Source organism: Alcaligenes sp. HNGD-HTN06, assembly GCF_049932565.1.
Classification (GTDB): domain Bacteria; phylum Pseudomonadota; class Gammaproteobacteria; order Burkholderiales; family Burkholderiaceae_B; genus Alcaligenes; species Alcaligenes ammonioxydans.
In genome coordinates, this window is record NZ_CP187782.1 from 1,688,197 (window position 1) to 1,707,652 (window position 19,456).

Here is a 19,456-nt window from a genome sequence, read left to right on the forward strand (position 1 = left end):
TTCATGGAAGGATGAACAGTGAATCTACGTCGTCGAGCTCTACAAGCCCTGGTGGTGCAAGAACCGGCTGCCAAGCTGGCTGCCGTTCGAGCCATTCCCCCTGGTTTGCCTGTTGGGGCGCATGAGCATCTGGATGAGCCACCTGGTGTGCCCGGAAGGCCGCCCGGCTTACGTTTTGTCAGTCCTCAACAGGTGCCCAGGCGCTCAGTACACACCCTTCAGGGGCGTGCGGCCTTATTGCACTCCCTGGCGCATATTGAATTCAATGCCATTAACCTGGCTTTGGACGTGTTATGGCGTTACCCGGGCTTGCCAGATTCGTTTTACGCGGGCTGGTTGCAAGTTGCGGTGGAAGAGGCTTTGCACTTTGAGTTGTTAAACGATCATTTGCAAACCTTGGGGGTCCGCTACGGCGATTTGCCTGTCCATGATGGCCTGTGGGAGATGGCAGAGCGAACCCGCTTCGATTTGCTGGCACGGCTGGCCTTGGTGCCTCGAACTCTGGAGGCGCGCGGTCTGGACGCGTGTCCGGTGGTCCACAGCAAGCTGCTGGAGGCCGGCGACCAGAAGGCCGCGTCCATTATTGCCATCATCTTGCGTGATGAGGTGGGGCATGTGGCCTTGGGGAACTACTGGTATCGCAAAGTCTGCCAGGAGCAGGGTTTATCCGATTTCGATACCTATGGTGAACTGGCGCAGCATTACCGCGCCCCTCGCCTGCGGGGGCCGTTCAATCGTAAAGCCCGCCTGGAGGCAGGCTTTACGGCAGCGGAGATTGATGAGCTGGAACGTCTGGATACGGCGTTCAGGAGCGCGTTGCCGACGAGCTAGCCTCCTTGTTGCTGATAGGCAGATTGTCCAATTGTCCAAAACTGACAATGCGGCCTATATAAAGGACGGGGCCTTCCGGTGCGCCACTATTGGAGCCTCCCTCGGCTTCCAGCGTCATTTCAAAAATCTGTTCGTCTTCGACCGTGCCGATCAAGGCAGCGGGGACGGTGATGGGACGATTGGGGTCGATCAAACCCAGGGAGCGGATTTGTGTCCCACGGGGCGTGTGAGTCCATAACTGCACGGATTGGGTGGCTTTAACTTCGGTATTGACCTTGGGCACCAGCAGGACATTTCCTTGCGGGTCCACCGTCGCAATCCAGGCAGGCGTCGAGGATTGGCCGGGAGCTTGCAGGATCGCTGCCTGACGTGGCTTCATTTCAATGACATTGACCGGTGGTTCCGAATTCATGTTCATGAACAGGGCAATGGCCAAACCTAGTATTACGACAACGGCCAAACCACCGAGCAGCAGGGGCAAGGGCATTGCAAAGCCACGCGCTTTTTTTCCTTCCTCTGCGGCCTCGGGTGCCGGTTTTTTCTCGCTGGTCAGGCTGGGGGGCACTTCGCTGTTGGCAGGTTTTTTCTTGTCCCCTTTTCTGGGCGGCGCGACAGGGGGCAAGTCGGGCGTGGGAATCATCGATTTGGCTGCAGGGTCAGCGTCGGCGCGCAACAAAGTGGGAAAGGGCGGAGCATGCTCCTCGGCCTTGTCAGTGGCGCTTGTGCTGTCTGCGGACCAGCGTGGTTCATTACGAATGGCTGGCTTGGCGGTGCCGTCAATCGCATTGCTGGTCTTGATGCTGGGTTCCTGACGTTCTGTTTTAGCTGCTGTGCTGTTCGCTGCCGCGATCGCCCCTGCGCCGCCACCTGGCGACGCAGGAACTTCCTTCTCGGGGCTAATCGGGCTGCCTGCCTGACGGCGTGCGGCAGGCGGCGGCAACCCTAAGGTATGGTGGATGTGCGCCAGACTGGTGGGGGCTGGGACGGTAGGGGTCAGACAATCCACCAGCTCCAGCCAGGCCTGCTCCCAGGCCAATGCCAGACGAGCGGCCTGATCATTTTGCTGCATCAGCGTGTGCGCCTGCGCCAATTCATGCTGACTAAGCAAGCCCAATGTGTATTCGCCAATCATGACGGCATGGCGCGGGTCGTTGGCATTGCCTTCATTGATTAAAGGGGTGAGCTGTTGCAGACCATGCTGAACCACGGCGCGCAACTGAGCGGGGGATCGATTCAGTTGAGGGCCTAATTGCTCATAGCTGTTGCCATGCAAATAGGCATGAATCATGGCGCGTTGACTGGTACCGTCCAGTTTCCCCAGGGCGGGAATGAATCGTTGTCCTGACTGAGGCTTAATGGCGGGCAAAGCGTAACTGCTATCCCCACTTTGCGTACGCTGGCGTAAACGGGCCAGCAATCTGAAACGCAGAATGCTATAAATCCAGGCACGGCCCTCACCCAGATCGGGGTCGTAGCCTGCGGCATTTTTCCACAACAGGACAAAGCTGTCGCGCAGAACCTCTTCAGCATCAATGCGGCGACCCAAAACGGCCTGGCCCAAAGCCAGCATCAAGGGTGCTTCCCGGTCGTACAGCACATCCAGCGCCTGGCTGTCCTGTGCGGCTAACTGATCCAGGGAAGAAGAATACGAGAAAGAAGAAGACGGCATGGATGACTTTTGCACGGTAAAGGAATTTATAAGCCAGTTGCCCGTGTCTCAGGCGCCATTCTGATCGGATGGGTACCCGTTTCGGACAAGCAGGTATTGTATGCCTTTCGCAGAAGGCCGGAAGGTAACAAAGTGCTGGATTGCCAGCATTTTCATTGCAATGGCAGAGATGTCGGGAATGGGGCGCCAATCCTGTGCATTCGTTCCACCGGGCTGCTGGATGCACAGCACTTTTTGGAGCAATGTGGCTTGAAACAAGCACGCCGGCGTTAGGGTCTTGGTGTAGGAGTCAGGTGCCCGGAGCTATACTTGATGATTGCCTGACGCCTGCTCATCTGGCAGGAAAAGTAGGCGGCTAATCGTTTTGTTGTATTCGTATCAAGGACAGCTCAGGAGTCTGGCTGTGTGTGGACTGGGCATGCTGCCAGTTTGACCTTGATTTCAGCTTTGTGCTGCAACCTCTTTTGAACCTGTCCGCTGTTCTTTGGCCTTTTGCTATTGAACGCGACTCTATTGCGTGTGCCTCCTCGTCCTGAAGTGCTTGATGGTGTCTCCGGTGGTTTGAGCACCCTGAAATCTCTATTTCCTTACGTTTGGCGTTTCAAAACCCGCGTGGTTGTGGCCTTGGCCTGCCTGATTCTGGCGAAAGTGGCCACCGTCCTGATGCCCATCTACTTAAAGCAGGTCATCGATGCTTTGAGTCTGCCGGCTACGGCGCTGATGCTGCCTGTGGCGGCGCTGCTCGGATATGGGGCGGTGCGGCTGGCCTCCAGTGCCTTGGGGGAAATCCGCGATGCCCTGTTTGCACGGGTAACGCAAGGCGCAGTTCGCCTGATTGCCAATAATGTCTTTCGGCATCTGCTGGATCTGTCACTGCGTTTTCATACCGAGCGCCAGACGGGTGGGTTAAGCCGGGATATTGAGCGGGGCACCAAGGGCGTCAGCTTTTTGCTCAATTTTCTGGTTTTCAATATTTTGCCCACCCTGCTGGAAATCGCCCTGGTGTGCGGCATTTTGCTCTGGCGCTATGACTGGACCTTTGCGGCCGTCACCTTGGGAACCATTGCGACTTATATTGTCTTTACCCTGCTGGTCACGGAGCGGCGCATGCGTTATCGGCGCACCATGAATGATCTGGACAGCCGTGCCAACTCCCGTGCCATTGATGCTTTGCTCAACTATGAAACCGTGAAGTATTTTGGCAACGAGGAGTATGAAATCAATCGTTATGACCAGAATATGGGTCAGTGGGTGCAGGCTGCCGTCCGTAATCAGGTATCGCTGAACCTGCTCAATATCGGGCAAGCCTCTATCATCAGTATTGGCGTTACCGCTTTGTTGTTCATGTCTGCGCAAGGGGTGTTGGCCGGATCCATGACGGTAGGGGATGTGGTGTTGGTCTCGGCCTTTCTGACTCAGCTGTACGCACCGCTGAATTTTCTGGGATTTGTATATCGCGAGATCAAGAACTCCCTGGCGGACATGGAGCGTTTGTTCTCCCTGCTGCGCCGCAAGCAGGAGGTGACGGACGCACCCAATGCCCAAGAGTTGTCCTGTACACAGGCCAGTGTGCGTTTTGAGAACGTCAGTTTTGCCTACGATAAGCGTCGCACGGTTATCCAGAACCTGAGTTTCGAGATTCCGGCAGGCAAGACGGTGGCCGTGGTGGGGGCTTCAGGGGCGGGCAAGTCCACCTTGTCGCGTCTGTTGTTTCGTTTTTACGATGTGACCGCCGGGCGGATTCTGTTTAATGACCGTGCGCTAAACGAGTGGACACAAGAGAGTCTGCGTCGCCATATTGGTATCGTTCCGCAAGACACGGTGCTGTTTAACGATACGATTTTGCACAATATTGCGTATGGTCGTCCCGATGCCAGCAAGGAGCAGATTGTTGCCGCTGCCCGTGCTGCCAGTATTCATGACTTTATTCAAAGCCTGCCGGATGGCTACGAGACCGTGGTGGGCGAGCGTGGACTGAAGTTGTCCGGGGGTGAGAAACAGCGCGTGGCGATTGCTCGTACCTTGCTGAAAAACCCGCCGGTGCTGATCCTGGATGAAGCGACCAGTGCGCTGGATACGCGTACGGAGCGGGCCATTCAGGCCGAACTCAATGAGATCGCCCGTGACCGTACCACCTTGATCATTGCCCACCGCCTGTCCACGATTACGGACGCAGATCTGATCCTGGTTCTGGAGCGTGGCCAGATCGTGGAGCAGGGCACGCACAACGAACTTTTAGCCCTGGATGGCGCCTATGCCCGTATGTGGAATATCCAGCAAAGTCTGCAGGGATAATTTGACCATATAGTACCAAAGCAGTACTATATAGTTCTACGACCTGTTCAGAGAGAAGGAATGCTGCGAATCAGTAAAATCATTGATTACGGCACTTTGGTGCTGACACACATGGCTGGCGATCCAGACCGTGTGTTCAGTGCGTCTGACTTGGCCGCCATCCTGGGTTTGGGCCAACCAACTGTCAGCAAGGTGCTTAAACTGCTGGGCCAGCATGAACTGGTAATCAGTAGTCGAGGCGCACGCGGAGGGTATGTGTTGGGCCGCCCCGCCAAACAGATAAGTGTAGCGCAGATTATTGATGCACTGGAAGATCAGCCCTTTGGCTTGACCGAATGTGTTGCCACTCCTGGAGCCTGTTCCGTGGAGTCAGACTGCCACATACGCAGTAACTGGCAGCGTATCAACGATATTGTCCGGCGTACCTTGGAAGAGGTCAGTGTTGCAGACATGATACGCGTGCCCGTTAACGAGTTTCCCCTGACACACAAGCCGGGTCCCGAATTGAAAAACAGAAACAAGGCGAACACCTCCAACGTGGAGTTAACCGAATGAGTACCGTCAACGAACATCTGGACACCTTCCTCGATCGTGATTACGAGGCAGGCTTTGTCACCGACATCGAGTCTGAAACCATACCGAAAGGTTTGAACGAAGACGTCATCCGTTTCCTGTCCGCGAAAAAACGCGAACCGGAGTTCATGCTGGAATGGCGCCTGGCTGCTTACCGCCAGTGGCTGACCATGAAGTACCCCAAGTGGTCGATTGTGGAGTACCCGCCAATCGACTTTCAGGACATCAGTTACTACTCCGCGCCCAAAAGCAAGGCCGATGGTCCCAAGAGCCTGGATGAGGTCGATCCGGAACTGTTGCGCACCTATGAAAAACTGGGTGTGCCCCTGCACGAACGCGCACGTCTGGCCGGTGTGGCCGTTGACGCCGTGTTTGACTCGGTCTCGGTGGCCACCACCTTCCGCAAGGAACTGGAAGAAGTGGGCGTGATCTTCTGTTCCTTTTCCGAAGCGGTACGTGAATATCCGGAACTGGTCAAAAAGTACCTGGGCACGGTGGTCCCTCCCAGCGACAACTTCTATGCCGCACTGAACTCGGCTGTGTTCTCTGATGGTTCCTTTGTGTACATCCCCAAAGGGGTGCGCTGCCCCATGGAGCTTTCCACTTATTTCCGTATCAATGCCCGCGACACCGGCCAGTTCGAGCGCACCTTGATCATTGCGGAAGAGGGCGCGTCGGTCAGTTACCTGGAAGGCTGTACGGCGCCGATGCGCGATGAAAACCAATTGCACGCTGCGGTCGTGGAGTTGGTCGCGTTGGACGACGCCAAGATCAAGTACTCGACCGTGCAAAACTGGTACCCCGGTGACAAGGACGGCGTAGGCGGTATTTACAACTTCGTCACCAAGCGTGGCGAATGCCGTGGCGCACGTTCGCACATCTCCTGGACGCAGGTTGAAACCGGCTCGGCCATTACCTGGAAATACCCCAGCGTGGTGCTGCGTGGCGATGACTCCCAAGGGGAGTTCTACTCGGTCGCCCTGAGCAATCACCGTCAGCAAGCGGACACCGGCACCAAGATGATCCATATGGGGCGCAATACCCGCAGCACGATTATCTCCAAGGGGATTTCGGCCGGCCAGGGCATCAATACCTATCGTGGTTTGGTGCGGATTACTCCCAAGGCAGAGAACGCCCGCAATTACACTCAGTGTGATTCGCTGCTGATTGGCAAGCGCTGCGCTGCGCATACCTTCCCGACAATGGAAGTGCAGAATCCCAGTGCCAGTGTGGAACACGAGGCGACGGCTTCGCGTATTGGAGAGGATCAGCTCTTTTATGCCATGCAGCGCGGCCTGACAGCCGAAGACGCCGTCTCCATGATCGTGAACGGCTTTTGTAAAGAAGTGATTAAAGAATTGCCCATGGAGTTTGCGGTCGAAGCACAGAATTTGCTCGGCGTCAGCTTGGAAGGCAGTGTAGGTTAAGGAGAATAATGAAATGCTGACGATTAAAGATTTGCGCGCTTCGGTTGAAGATAAACCTATCCTTAAAGGCCTGAACCTGGAAATCAAACCCGGTGAAGTTCACGCCATCATGGGTCCGAACGGCTCGGGCAAGAGCACCTTGTCCCAGGTTCTGGCGGGTCGTGAAGACTACACCGTGGAAGGTGGTTCGGTTGATTGGCTGGGTCAAGACCTGCTGGAAATGAAGATTGAAGACCGCGCCCGTTCCGGTCTGTTCCTGGCATTCCAGTACCCCATCGAAATTCCCGGTGTGTCCAACGCCTATTTCCTGCGTGCTTCGGTGAACGCCGTGCGTCGTCATCAGGGTCTGCCTGAGCTGGACGCCATGGACTTCCTCAAGCGCGTGAAAGAGGAAATGAAGATTGTAGGTATGCGTGAAGAGTTTCTGTACCGCTCGGTGAACGAAGGCTTTTCCGGCGGCGAAAAGAAACGCAATGAAGTTCTGCAAATGAGTCTGCTGGAGCCCAAGCTGGCCATTCTGGACGAAACCGACTCCGGTCTGGATATTGACGCTTTGCGCGTGGTGGCTGACGGCGTGAACCGTCTGCGTTCCCCCGAGCGTTCCTTGCTGGTGATCACTCACTACCAACGTCTGCTGGATTACATCGTGCCTGACTTTGTGCACGTTTTGGCCGGTGGCAAGATCATTCGTTCCGGTGGCCGTGAGTTGGCCCTGGAACTGGAAGAGCGTGGCTACGGCTGGGTGCTGGAACAAGCAGAGGCCGAACAGAAAGCCAAGGGAGCTGCGGTATGAGTCTGCCGGATTGGGTCAACAGCTTTGCCGCTCAGGCTGCACAAGCACCTGGAGCCGGTCTGCCATGGCTAAGCGCTGTGCGTCAGCGTGCGCTGGAGCGTTTCGAACAAGAAGGCTGGCCAACCACACGCATTGAAGCCTGGCATCACACCTCCTTGGCTTTGCTGGAACAACAAAGCTTCGCACCACGCAAATCAGCGTCGGCAGCGGAGCTGGTGGCGTCGGTGCGCCAACAAGGGGACGGGTACTTCCTGGTCTTTGTGGATGGTCACTACGATGCGGCGCTGTCGCACCTGGATGAATTGCCCGCTGGTGTGCGTTTGGCGTCGCTCAGCGCCTGTCTGGAGCGCGATGCAGACTGGTTGCAGCAGGCTTACGGTGATGAGTCCCAGGGCGCTTCGACCGCAGCCTTGAACCTGGCCTTGGCTCAGGATGGTGCCGCCTTGCATATCGCCGCTGGCAAGCACCTGGAGCAACCGGTCCATTTGGTTTTTGTTCGCACCCAAGGGGGCAGCGCCAGCTTCACGCGTAACCTGATCTCTCTGGAGTCGGGTGCCAGTGCAACGGTGGTTGAGCACTACGTAGGTCAGGACGGCATGGATGCGTCCTTGAGCAGCGTCGTGACTCGTCTGAACGTGGCTCCAGATGCCAATCTGACGCACATGAAGTTGCAGCAGGAAGCGCTGCAAGACTTTCACCTGGCGGCCATCGATGTGCAGCAAGGTCGCGGCTCGGTATTCAATTCGCACTCGCTGTCCTTCGGTGCCCGTATTGCCCGTAACGATATTGCTACCGTTTTCAACGGCGAGCGTTGCGAAACCTTGTTTAACGGCTTGTACTTTGTGGATGGTCGTCGTCATGTCGACCACAACACACTGATTGACCATGCCCAGCCCAACTGCCAAAGTCGTGAGTTCTACCGCGGTATTCTGGCAGACACCGCCCGCGGTGTGTTCAGTGGTCGTGTGCTGGTGGGCAAGGGTGCCGATGGTACGGATTCGGTACAGCGTTCGGACAGCTTGCTCTTGTCCAAGATGGCGCGGGCAGATTCCCGCCCCGAGCTGGAAATCTACGCTGACGACGTCAAGTGTGCTCACGGGGCCACGGTGGGCCAACTGGATGCCGATAGCCTGTTCTATCTGCGCTCGCGAGGCATGAGCATGGAAGATGCCCGCAATATGCTGATTTATGCATTTGCCGCCCAGTCCTTGGAGCGCATTGCGTCTGAAAGCCTGCGTAGCCGTGCCACTGTCGGTATTAATGCGTTGTTGCCGGGCGGGCTCGCCCTTGGAGATCTTGCATGAATGCGCCCATGCCCGTAACTGCTGCTGGTTTGCTGAATCACCGCGAGGATTTTCCCATCCTAGCCCGCCCGATCCGGGGGCAACGCTTGTCCTATCTGGATAACGGTGCGACGACGCAAAAGCCGCGTTCGGTCATTGAGGCCGAGGCGCGATTCTATGAGCAGTCCAATGCGAATATCCATCGGGGTGTGCATTGGCTGTCTCAACATGCTACTGAGCTGTACGATCAGGCCAGAAGTACAGTGCGGGCATTTCTGAATGCCGCCCGTGATGAAGAGATTGTATTTACGCGTGGCACCACGGAATCCATTAATCTGGTCGCCTACAGCTGGGGCATGGATAACTTGAAGGCAGGCGACGAGATCTTGCTGACAGGTCTGGAGCATCACTCCAACATCGTGCCCTGGCAGCTGGTTGCCCAGCGTACCGGCGCCATCATCCGCGTGGTGCCCGTGCTGGACAACGGTGAATTGGATCAGGAAGCATTCCAGCAACTGCTCAATGAGAAAACCCGCCTGCTGGCCGTGGTCCATGTCTCCAATGCGCTGGGGACGATTAACCCCATTGCTGAAATGACGCGTCAGGCCCATGCGGTCGGCGCCAAGGTGCTGGTGGATGGTGCCCAGTCCGTCCCCCACGGTGTGGTGGACGTGCAAGCCCTGGATGCCGATTTTTATACATTTTCGGCTCACAAGCTTTACGGGCCAACCGGCATGGGCGCCTTGTATGTGCGCTACGACATTTTGGACAGCATGTCACCCTGGATGGGTGGCGGTGACATGATCACCACTGTCAGCTTTGAAAAAAGCAATTACGCGCCCGTGCCGCAGCGTTTTGAAGCGGGGACGCCCAATATCGCTGGTGCCATTACCATGGCTGCCGCCATCGATTATTTGATGCGTATTGGCATGCAGCGTATTGCCGACCACGAAGCACTGCTGCTGGATTACGCCACCGAAGCCTTGCTGGCCATGCCTGGCATTCGCATTATCGGGACGGCGGAACACAAGGCTGGGATTGTGTCTTTCCTGGTTGACGGTATTCATCCGCACGACCTGGGTACTATCCTGGATATGGATGGGGTAGCAGTGCGTGCCGGTCACCACTGTGCCATGCCTTTGATGACGCGGTTTGGCATCCCGGGTACGGCGCGTGCTTCTTTTGCCCTGTACAACGATTACGCTGATATTGATGCTTTGCTGGGCAGCCTGCGCAAAGCGCAAAAATTATTTGGAGTTGGCTAAATGAGCCAGGATTTCAACGGGCTGCGCGAGCTTTACCAAGAGGTCATTTTCGACCACAACCGTAGCCCGCGTAACTTTGAAGTAATAGAAAATGCCAGCCATTTCGCCAATGGCCACAACCCTTTGTGTGGGGATCAGCTGGCGGTGTATGCCGTTGTCGAAGACGGCATTGTGCAGAAAGTCAGCTTTGTGGGTCATGGCTGTGCCATTTCCAAGGCGTCGGCGTCCTTGATGACCGAAGCTGTTAAAGGTCTGACTCTGGCTGAGTTTGAGTCGCTCTTTCAAGATATGCATGCCATGCTGACAGAGGCTCATCCAGATCGGGACCTGGGCAAGCTGGAAGTGTTATCGGGTGTGCGTGAATTTCCTGCACGGGTTAAATGTGCCACGTTGGCCTGGCATACCCTGCACAACGCCATCAATCAGGCCAAAGAAACCGCGCAAACGGAATAAAGGCGCAAGCAAGCCATGAGTTACTTTGAACGACATGATGTGCTGGTCAGTCGGGACTGCCCGGCAGTGAGCATTCCTTACGGCGCTCCCGTCACCATCGAGGCGGGGTGTACGGCGACGATTACCCAGAAGCTGGGTGGTAGTTATACCGTCATGGTGGAAGGCAATCTTTACCGGATTGAGGGCGTCGATGCCGATGCCTTGGGTTTTGAGTCTCAGGACAAGCCTGAGGTCTTTGTCCCTGAACTGCCGCTGAGTGAAAAAACCATTGAAGATGCCGCCTGGATTGTACTGTCCAGTGTGTACGATCCCGAGATTCCGGTTGATATCGTCAATCTGGGACTGGTGTATGCCTGTCACGTGACTAAGACGGGGCCCGAAACCTTTTCCATTACGATGGAAATGACGTTGACAGCCCCCGGCTGCGGAATGGGGACCATGATTGCGGACGAGGCTCGCTACAAGCTGGAAACGATTCAGGGTGTCGAGAAAGCCGTGGTTGATCTTGTCTGGGACCCGCCGTGGAGTCGTGAGCGAATGAGCGAATCCGCCCGTTTGCAATTGGGTATGTTGTAATTTTGAAAAGCCTGCGATCAGCAGGCTTTTTCCATGTGGGAGCTGGGCATCCCGAGCCTGGCCCCTTTGGAAACCGCGCGATAGACAGCCTCGTTGCGATTATGTACGTTCATTCGTATATAAAGGGTTTCGGCATGCGCCTTGGCCGTGGCCGACGAAATATTCAACTGCCGGGCCACGCCCTTGATGGTCATGCCACGAGCCAATAGCACAAGCACCTCGTACTGGCGAGGCGTCAGACCCAGTAGCCGTGCTTCGTCAAGAGGGTCGATTTCTCGATTGACGGGTGGCCAGCGTTCAGGCTCGTAGGACGTAATCAGCCTGTCGGGCTCCGCTTTAGAAGGCAATGGGCTCGAAGGCTGGTTTGTAGGCGTGGCCATTGAGGTCGGTTGACGCTGGGGCGCAGGCGATGGAAAACAGGAACCGCCTGCCAATACCAGATTGATGGTAGCCGCCATCAATTCCGGCGTGGCGGTCTTGAGTAAATGCCCCATGACGCCGGCAGGCATGTCCTGAATTGCCGGTAAGGCGTAGTGGGATTCGGCCATCAAGAGTACGGCGCTAGGCTGCAGACTGCGGCGTACATCAGCTAGCAGCTTCATACAGGCCTCGGCGGAAGGTACCGACAATAGCAGCAACTCACAACGTCGTGTTTGCAGACCTGTCTCCATTGACTCGTAGTCCATGCTGAGCAGTTCCGCGCTGGGCAGAGTGTCTGCCAGCAGTCGTATGATACCTAACCTGAATAAGGTGTGTGGTTCCACGACGATAATTGTTGTCATTTTGTATCTCCCTCACTGCGTATATAGGCTCTATGTCATTGTGTTGAATAAGCCTTTTGTTGGGTTGCATGTGTCATTTTCTTTGGTAGTTATGTGTGTTTTCGTTTCTCTATACCCGTTGTGCGGCCTAATTATCCGGCGGCGAGTCGCACTCAGGGCTGACGAATTATTTGAAATTGTTAAAAATGTTTTGTATTTGTCAAAATTTGATGTTTTAAATGTCATTCTGTGCCGAAAAGCGCGGATTGGCTATTTGAATAGCCTTATAAATTCGGGTTACTCCTACGCTCCATAACCCTTAAATCCCTTACGTATCAATGATTTGAGGGTTGTCAGCGGCGCCTACTATATAACATATTGCCGCTGACAGGTGGCTTACTTTGTATGCTTAATGTTGATTGACATACGCATTGTTGAAATTACCCGTCTGGGTGACGGTGCTGTTATGGTTTAGGCCGCTTTGCACCACTTGGGCGCGGTTGGCCCAACCGTTCTGCGTTACCGACGAATCCAGGTTGAAACCGACCTGGGTAACCACGGCCGTGTTGTAGCCGCCGCCCTGACTGATGTAGGAGTCGTTGCCGATACCCGCTTGGGAGTTGTAGGCGTCATTGCCCAGGCCACTTTGGATGATGTTGCTGTCGTTGCTGTAGCCGGTCTGTTCAGTAACAGCTTTGTTATGCGAGCCGCTCTGGATAATACTGGCATGCAGGCGATCCGAATTGCCCCTCCACGTCCCGGTTTGGCTGATGGTGGCATCATTCTTGTGGCCGCCACCCTGGACGATAGAGGCGTTCGAGTTGGAGACATTCCACTGATCGATCACGCCGTTGTCGTACTTGCCGCTATCGGTGATGCTGGCCGTCGAGCCCGTGCTTTTATATTGATTGATGTATGCATCCCCTTTGTATCCCGACTGGGTAATGAAGGCGTTGACATTGCTGCTGTTGTTTTGCTCGATGACCGAGTCGTTGCGCTCGCCGCTGTCGTTGATGACAGCCAGTGCGTCACGGGTTCGGTATTGATTGACATAGGCGTCGCCCATTTGCCCCGTTTGGTTTACCCAGGTTTGGTCACCGGCGCTGCGGACTTGTTCCACAACCGCCTTATTGTCCGAGCGCAATTGCTTGATGCCGATTTGCGACCCATTGGCCTCCCATTGGCTGGCGAAAGCGTCGTTGCGATTGCGCGATTGAGTGATGGTGATCGTGGAGTTGCCGCCGCTGCGGCTTTGTTCCACCACGGCCTTGTTGTCGTTGCCGTTGATGACCTTCACGGTAGTGCGAACCGTACCGTTGTCCCACTGATTGATGTAGTCGTCGTTGCGGTCTCCCTTCACGTCGATGCTCGCGTTGGCGTTGGTGTTGTGGTTTTGAAGAACTACACCTTTATTAAAGCTGCCGGTCTGCGTCACGGTGGCGTTGTCAGCCAGCGCCAGTGTGGGCAGGGCCAGCGCGGTGCCCAGGGCAATAGCCAATGTGGACAGTTTGCCGTTCATATACTTCTCCTCAGTGCATGTCGAAGACCGTTGTCAGGAAAGAGAGCGGTGGCCGGTCTTCTCGGAACCACCGCGCCGTCTGCTCGTGTTCAACTGCCGGAGACGGGGGCGGTCTGCACCTCATCACTTGTGGCAGCATTGGCTTGCGCGGCTTGAGGATCGACCACAGCGGCCTGGGTGCGCAGGTTGCGGTAAGTTTCGTTTTGCTTCATGTAGTTCTGCACGATGGGGTTGTTACGGTCAGCCTCGTTTTGCAGGCGCCATTGACCTTCCCTCATGCCTTGCACGATCAGATGCACAACCGCCGATTCAATTGCCTCTTTGACCGATAGCTGAGCCGGTTCGTTGTTGGTCACTCCGGCCTCGATTTCCAGCAGGTCTTTGAAGTTCACGAACTTGTAGACGCTAGGGCGGATTTCGTAGGAAAAGATGGTCTTGGTGGTGGACACGCTTTGCAAAATGTTGCCGGTGCGTACATCAATGGCGCGTAGGTTGACTGTGACTTGGTCGACCCGATACTGGGTAGACAGGCCTACGCCTAGAAAGCGTGCGCCCGCGCCGCCGGTGCGCACATTGCTTTCATAGGAGATGATGCCTCCGTCCATCATGATTTCGGCCGGGGCCAGCGGGGGGATATTAATGGCGGTGCGTTGGCCGTTTTCTTGCGATCCGTCCAGGGCGCGCACGATGCGCCGCTCGGTCAGCAGTTCTTGTAAGCTTTCGCGCTCGACCGGAGTGAACCAACGCGAATCACGCAAGGCTTTGACCAGTAGGGCGGCGGCTCCCTGGGTGACTGAGGTGGAAAAGGAGCTGTCCGGATTGGGCTTGTATTGGCCAGTCTGGTCACGAAACCCATAGACGGCCACGGTCAGGCGCTGCGCGGGCGCTGGCAGCTCCAGCAGATCGTGCGTGGCTGGCGAGGCGGGCGTCAGGTAGGCGGAACTTTTGACGTCGGCGGGGGTGGAGGGCAGGGCACAGGCCGCCAGGGCCGAGGCCATGGCCAGCACGCCGAGCAGGCGCGCTGGGCGGGCGTTCAGGATGGTCAACGGGCTCATCATGGCTGCATCACCCGGAAAGTAGTGGAAGCGCCGGTGATCCGGTCCGTGGTGGTGATCGTCAGTGCTCCGCCGCCGACATCAACGACGCTGACCGTAAAGCTGCCGGTCTCGAAGGTGCCCGGTACAAATTTTCCATTGCTGTCCACAAACTGTGAGGATGCGGCCGAGGCCAGACGGCTGAGTACCGAGCGCTCCAACTGATCGTTGAAGTCCTGGAAGGGGGTGCGCTGCTCAAAGGTCGAACTCAGGCCTTCGGCTGCTGGGTCCGTGTGCTTGTTGGTGACCTGGGCCGAGTTCAGTAGCCACTGCCCATTGAGCGGGCTGCCGCCGAAATTCGGATTGACAGGGGTATAGATCAGTTCGGTCGCATGGACGGGGGCAAATAGCGAACCGGCCAGCAGAGCGGAGGCAAGGGGCAGGAAAGTCTTCACGTTATGTCTCTCTTATTAAAGTTCGTCCGGTGCAAGGTCCGGGTTGTTGGTCAGTACGCGTTCGATTTCGCTTTTATTGACGTTTTCCAGAACCAGGTCTACGGCTCGCTCACTGGTCTTTTTTGTGCCGGAGCGCGCCGGTGCGAGAAAAGCGTGATACATGCGCTGGCGGCGGTATTCGACCCAGATTTCGCTACCCCAGCGGGCCGACGGTCGTTCCACCACCGTCAGGGTGAAAGGACTGGCACCGCTCAGCTCGCGCCAGCGATTGCTGAAGTAGCGGTAAAAGTCGTGCCCTTGCACCGTTACGGTGCGGTTGATGACGATGCCCGAGAGCGGATCGTCAAACAGGTTCTTGCGTACCACTTCAGCCTGCTGGATGGCTTCCATGAAGTTGGCCGGTTTGGGCTTGCCGGTGCCTTTGCCGGGTTGGGCTTCGCTGCTGCCCATAACACACAGCATTGCCAGCAGCACGGCCCCTTGTTGGTATGGTTTTGTCATTGCAGCACCTCTTGTTCCCTCGCCTTACGGCTTGATACATCGGCGTTACTGACTATGGTAGAGATGGTCACCTGCATTTACATGAGCCGCATTCCCTAGGCTGTTTACCCTTGCGCAGGGTTGTCTGGCATCGGTACTACTGATTCGGCGTAGGCTGTTTGGAGTAAGCGCGAGGATGAAAGATCAGCGGTGCCAGCGGTTTTTCGTCGCGGGTGCCGGTGGCCTGCTGCATGGGCAGCGGATGGGCTGCCTCCACATGCTGTACCGCGCCGTCCTGGGCGTTGTAGAGGACGACGATGCGGCTGTGGCGCACGGTATCGATCTGCTCGGGGTCAAAGTGCGGCAAGGGAGGCTGCTTGGCGCGATGCGAGCGGCTGCGGTGACGGTACAGGGCCTGACGAAGGCGGCGCTGCTGGCGCTGATGCCGCCGCCAGCGTGACCAGGCCAGCAGCAGCAAACCGTTGGTCAGTAAAACCGCCCCGTAGAATAGAAAGGTGGCCAGGGTCGGGAAGATCGGGTCGAGCTGTTTGTAGCCGGTTTTGTCCATGGAGTGATTGATCAATAGGAGCAAGCCTTTGGCGATCAGGTAACTGAAGGCGAACCAGCCGGCGATGGTCAGCAGGCGGTCTATCCAGCGAGTGATGGGATGGCGTTGGGTCGTAATGATCATGACAGCTCCTTGATGCCCCGGTCAGGACTGCTCCAGCGGGCGCGTTTGCGACGCAGGCGTAGCATGACCATGGGAAAACTCCACAGTGTGGTTAAGAAATTGATCAGCCAGTACACAAATGGGTACCAGATGATCCAGAACATGGTCAGGGGCAGATCGGGCTCGTAACGGCGGTCGATCCAGATGCTGATGGCAAATTGCAGCAGGCACATGCCGGCCAGTACCATACCGGTGAACGAGGGCGGGAACAGACCGTCGATCTGGGTTGCAGCGGGCAAGGGGAGCATGAGTCCAAGCAACCAGACCAGCATCGCCACGCCCAGGGCGAAACTCCATAAAGTCGAGCACAGGTATTCCAGACTGAGCGGCCACATGCCGCGATTTTCCCAGCGCAGCACCTGCGGGGTGTATTTCAGGAAAGTTTCCGCACCGCCCTGAGCCCAGCGCAAACGTTGCTTGAACAGGCCCTTCAGTGTTTCGGGCATCAGTACCCAGCACAGTGCGCGTGGCTCATAGAACACCTGCCAGCCGGCCAACTGCAACTTCCAGGTCACATCGATGTCTTCGGTGATCATGTCCAGACTCCAGTAGTCCACTTCCTCCAGGGCCTGGCGACGAAAGCCTGCGATCACCCCAGAAATCGTGAAGATCTTTCCGTAGACGCGCTGCGTGCGTTTGATCAGCCCGATGATCGAGGAGAATTCGCCTACCTGGATGCGGCCAATTAGGGTAGAGCGCGTGCGGATGCGCGGATTGCCGGTAGTGGCACCGACCTGCGGGTGGCGCAGCATGGGGGCGACCAGGTAATTGACGCCTTCCGGGTCCAGGTAAGCATCCCCATCTATACATACGAAGTAATCGCCGCTGGCGCTCATGGCGCCCATGCGCAGGGCCAGGGCCTTGCCTTGGTTCTGGGCCAGGTGAACAACGCGTAGCTTGTCGTGCTCCTCGCTCAGTGCGTTGAGCACTTGGGCGGTCTGGTCGCTAGAGCCGTCGTTGATGGCGATGACTTCGATGTTGGGATAGACCTGGTTCAGCGCGGACAGAATGGTATGGCGGGCGTTGGCCTGTTCGTTAAAGCAGGGGATCAGGATGCTAACCAGCGGCATACCTTCCAGTGCGGGTGGGGCGTGTGGTTTATAGGTCCAGCGGCGTTCGTGCTGGAACCAGAAGATCAAGCCACCGCCTATCCATATGCCCGACATGAACAGCGGGTACATGAAGATGAAGTAGAGCAGCAGGTGGCTCGTCAGGGCGACGGTGATTCCCAGAGGGATACCGACGATCAGGCACAGGGCCAATAGGGCGATCAGTCGTTCAATCATTTTTTGTTGGATACCAGTCAATCGTGATTTCCGGACGAATCACGTTCATCTTGGGCTGATTGTTGACAAAGTCGTCTGGGTAATAGCCGACATGTCGCGCCCCTCTTGCTGTCAGTGCATTGAGCCAGCCGGCCACCAGGCGGGAGTCCAGAGGACGGGGTGGCTGATCTTGGCCGGGCCAATCTACGGATTGCACTTCAAACACGGTGCGGCGCAAGCCCTCTGGGTGGTTGGCTACCTGATCGACCAGCTCGTTTAGCCAGGACACGGCATGCTGATCGTGGATGCCTTCCATGCGGGGCATGGCCATCACGGCAGTCCAGTCGTAGGCTTGCAGAAAATCGTTCAGGTTCTGTGCGAACCACTGTTCGCTGTGAGGTTGCAGAACCGGCAGGGCGTACATATTGCGGGCCGTACTGATCTGTGGGCCGCGCTGTTTGCGCACCCGATCAGCCAGTTCCTGGGTCAGGTCGATCAGGGTTTGGGATTTAAAGCGCGTCCAGCGCTCAAACTGCTCGGGATTGGCGCGTATCACTCCTATGTCCCTGCCAAAACCAGCTTTTTCGTAGGCGTCCAGGGCGACGGGTGAGGCATCTTCAAAGTCGGTCAGTGTGGCATCGTCATGGAATACGACGCCAAAGAAGATAGCGCTGCGTCCCAGGTCTTCATACAGATCGCCCATGATCTGGTGAGTGCGCGGGTCAAAGGGGGACAGGCGGCGGTAGCCTTGTGCGGGCAGGGAAGGCGGGCTGCCGTCGGCACGCCATTGCAGTACGTGTTGCGCCGGCTCGGCCGTCTCGATGGCCAGCACGGGCATCCATGCAAAGACATTGACATGGGCGCGCGAACTTAATTGCCAGGCCGCACGGTTGAACAGGTCGGCGCGCATGGGCAGGTGGCGGTTGGGGAAGTAAACCGCGCGCACCAGGCCATCGCCTGTGGGGTCGGCGAAGGCTTGCAGATAGACACTGCGTGGTTTCAAGTCTGCTATACGTTGCACCAGGGCGCTCAAGTTGCGTTCCATCTGCGCCGGATCGGGGTCATACACATAATCCAGATCCACATGGACGACGCGTTCGGCCTGACGGTCTTCACGGGCAGTGATAAAGCCTGCAAAGGTGCTGATGTCCGGGTCGTTATCCACTAGATAGCGCGGCATATTCATCAGGTCGTGGACGTTGGCCACGCCGTCGGTCAGCGTCAGGGCCATCTGATAGCCTTCTTGCTCCAGAATTTGCAGGCCCAGACCACTGATCCGGCCGTAGGGCCAGACCCAGACGCGCGGCGTCTTGCCAGCGTGCTGTTTGACCCGGGCGCTGATAGCCCGCACGTCCTCGCGAAAGCGGGCGGTGTACTCGGCATCGGTCTCGTAGCGTTTCTGATCGGTCAGATAGCGATGCGCGGCAGCCACCGGCTGAACATTGCCTTGTGGGTTGGCGATGGCACCGTAATGCATGTTTTGGGTGTGCGCGCCGATTTCCACTAAACCGGAGTTGGCCATTTCGTTGACCTGCGCCCAGTGCAAAAAGCGCGAGCGTTCGGTGGAAAGTCCGCCGAAGTCCACTTTTTCGTTGTCGGGGGTGTCCAGCCATTTGCCGACCGGGGCCAGCAGCGCAGGCCAGTGATAGGCTTTGAGCAGCGGGAACACGCGGGTATAGAAGCTTTGGTAACCGTCGTCAAACGACAGCAGCACCGCCTTTTCAGGAAGAGGCTCCACACCGAGGCGAGCGCGCATAATTTGCTCCACGCTGACCGGCACATAGTCGTTCTCCTGTAACCAGGAAAACTGCTGTCGAAGGTGCTCGGTGCTCACGCTTAGATAAGCCTGATTGGGGTCGCGGTCTTCTACATCGTGATAGGCGATGATGAGCAGTTCATCGTTGCGCCAGGGCTGTTCCTGTTGTTCAAGGCGACGCTGCTCGGGCGGCACATACAGGGCAGGCGGGCTAGTGCTGCAGGCGGATAAAAGGGCGCTGAAGGCTACTATCAGAAGGGGCAGGATTCGTGTGCTCATTGTCGTGGCCGC

The 19,456-nt window shown here is 56.8% G+C and carries 18 protein-coding genes; 9 read left to right on the plus strand and 9 right to left on the minus strand.

Annotated elements, in window-relative coordinates; genetic code table 11:
• Positions 1–18 precede the first annotated feature (18 nt).
• Positions 19–831, plus strand: coding sequence for a ferritin-like domain-containing protein (locus ACOZ42_RS07705; protein WP_059317674.1), 813 nt, complete (start codon positions 19–21; stop codon positions 829–831).
• On the opposite strand, the gene ACOZ42_RS07710 is transcribed toward ACOZ42_RS07705, so the two are convergent.
• Positions 806–2,500, minus strand: coding sequence for an anti-sigma factor domain-containing protein (locus tag ACOZ42_RS07710; protein WP_059317673.1), 1,695 nt, complete (start codon positions 2,498–2,500; stop codon positions 806–808). The genes ACOZ42_RS07705 and ACOZ42_RS07710 overlap by 26 nt on opposite strands.
• Before the next feature lie 513 nt (positions 2,501–3,013).
• Between ACOZ42_RS07710 and ACOZ42_RS07715 the strand changes: the two genes are divergently transcribed.
• From ACOZ42_RS07715 to sufT, 8 genes are read left to right on the plus strand one after another with little or no spacing between them, the layout of a single operon-like run.
• Positions 3,014–4,795 (plus strand): ABCB family ABC transporter ATP-binding protein/permease, encoded by a 1,782-nt coding sequence (locus ACOZ42_RS07715; RefSeq protein WP_059317672.1) that lies wholly within the window; start codon positions 3,014–3,016, stop codon positions 4,793–4,795.
• A gap of 60 nt (positions 4,796–4,855) precedes the next feature.
• A complete protein-coding gene (locus ACOZ42_RS07720) occupies positions 4,856–5,350 on the plus strand; it encodes an SUF system Fe-S cluster assembly regulator (protein ID WP_003800349.1) in 495 nt (164 codons plus the stop codon).
• The gene (gene sufB / locus ACOZ42_RS07725; protein WP_003800345.1) at positions 5,347–6,795 is read left to right on the plus strand and encodes a Fe-S cluster assembly protein SufB; all 1,449 of its coding nucleotides are present in this window, start codon (positions 5,347–5,349) and stop codon (positions 6,793–6,795) included. The genes ACOZ42_RS07720 and sufB overlap by 4 nt, the downstream gene beginning before the upstream one ends.
• Positions 6,796–6,808: 13 nt before the next feature.
• Complete coding sequence (gene sufC, locus ACOZ42_RS07730) at positions 6,809–7,588, plus strand: Fe-S cluster assembly ATPase SufC (protein WP_003800343.1); 780 nt, start codon at positions 6,809–6,811, stop codon at positions 7,586–7,588.
• On the plus strand, positions 7,585–8,892 hold the full coding sequence (gene sufD / locus ACOZ42_RS07735) for a Fe-S cluster assembly protein SufD (RefSeq protein ID WP_426345779.1): 1,308 nt from the start codon (positions 7,585–7,587) through the stop codon (positions 8,890–8,892). The genes sufC and sufD overlap by 4 nt, the downstream gene beginning before the upstream one ends.
• Positions 8,889–10,136, plus strand: a complete 1,248-nt coding sequence (locus tag ACOZ42_RS07740; RefSeq protein WP_003800337.1) for a cysteine desulfurase — start codon at positions 8,889–8,891, stop codon at positions 10,134–10,136. The genes sufD and ACOZ42_RS07740 overlap by 4 nt, the downstream gene beginning before the upstream one ends.
• Positions 10,137–10,589 carry a Fe-S cluster assembly sulfur transfer protein SufU gene (gene sufU, locus ACOZ42_RS07745; protein ID WP_003800334.1) on the plus strand — a complete coding sequence of 151 codons (453 nt, stop codon included), beginning with the start codon at positions 10,137–10,139 and terminating at the stop codon, positions 10,587–10,589.
• 15 nt (positions 10,590–10,604) lie between these two features.
• Positions 10,605–11,165, plus strand: coding sequence for a putative Fe-S cluster assembly protein SufT (gene sufT / locus ACOZ42_RS07750; RefSeq protein WP_059317670.1), 561 nt, complete (start codon positions 10,605–10,607; stop codon positions 11,163–11,165).
• A 17-nt stretch (positions 11,166–11,182) separates the two neighbouring features.
• Here sufT and ACOZ42_RS07755 read toward each other — a convergent pair whose 3' ends face one another.
• The 8 genes from ACOZ42_RS07755 to pgaB form a co-directional block, all read right to left on the minus strand.
• Complete coding sequence (locus ACOZ42_RS07755) at positions 11,183–11,947, minus strand: response regulator transcription factor (RefSeq protein WP_059317669.1); 765 nt, start codon at positions 11,945–11,947, stop codon at positions 11,183–11,185.
• A gap of 388 nt (positions 11,948–12,335) precedes the next feature.
• Entirely contained in the window at positions 12,336–13,445 is a 1,110-nt protein-coding gene (locus tag ACOZ42_RS07760) for a curlin-associated protein (RefSeq protein WP_426345780.1), read from the minus strand.
• Between the two features lie 89 nt (positions 13,446–13,534).
• Positions 13,535–14,503 carry a CsgG/HfaB family protein gene (locus ACOZ42_RS07765; RefSeq protein ID WP_059317667.1) on the minus strand — a complete coding sequence of 323 codons (969 nt, stop codon included), beginning with the start codon at positions 14,501–14,503 and terminating at the stop codon, positions 13,535–13,537.
• On the minus strand, positions 14,500–14,934 hold the full coding sequence (locus ACOZ42_RS07770; protein WP_426345781.1) for a curli assembly protein CsgF: 435 nt from the start codon (positions 14,932–14,934) through the stop codon (positions 14,500–14,502). Before ACOZ42_RS07770 ends, ACOZ42_RS07765 begins: the two co-directional genes overlap by 4 nt.
• 15 nt (positions 14,935–14,949) lie before the next feature.
• A complete protein-coding gene (locus ACOZ42_RS07775; RefSeq protein ID WP_059317666.1) occupies positions 14,950–15,435 on the minus strand; it encodes a curli production assembly/transport protein CsgE in 486 nt (161 codons plus the stop codon).
• A 136-nt stretch (positions 15,436–15,571) separates the two neighbouring features.
• A complete protein-coding gene (gene pgaD, locus ACOZ42_RS07780; RefSeq protein WP_426345782.1) occupies positions 15,572–16,105 on the minus strand; it encodes a poly-beta-1,6-N-acetyl-D-glucosamine biosynthesis protein PgaD in 534 nt (177 codons plus the stop codon).
• Positions 16,102–17,430 carry a poly-beta-1,6-N-acetyl-D-glucosamine synthase gene (gene pgaC, locus ACOZ42_RS07785; RefSeq protein ID WP_003800319.1) on the minus strand — a complete coding sequence of 443 codons (1,329 nt, stop codon included), beginning with the start codon at positions 17,428–17,430 and terminating at the stop codon, positions 16,102–16,104. Before pgaC ends, pgaD begins: the two co-directional genes overlap by 4 nt.
• Entirely contained in the window at positions 17,423–19,444 is a 2,022-nt protein-coding gene (gene pgaB, locus ACOZ42_RS07790) for a poly-beta-1,6-N-acetyl-D-glucosamine N-deacetylase PgaB (protein ID WP_426345783.1), read from the minus strand. The genes pgaC and pgaB overlap by 8 nt, the downstream gene beginning before the upstream one ends.
• Positions 19,445–19,456 lie beyond the last annotated feature (12 nt).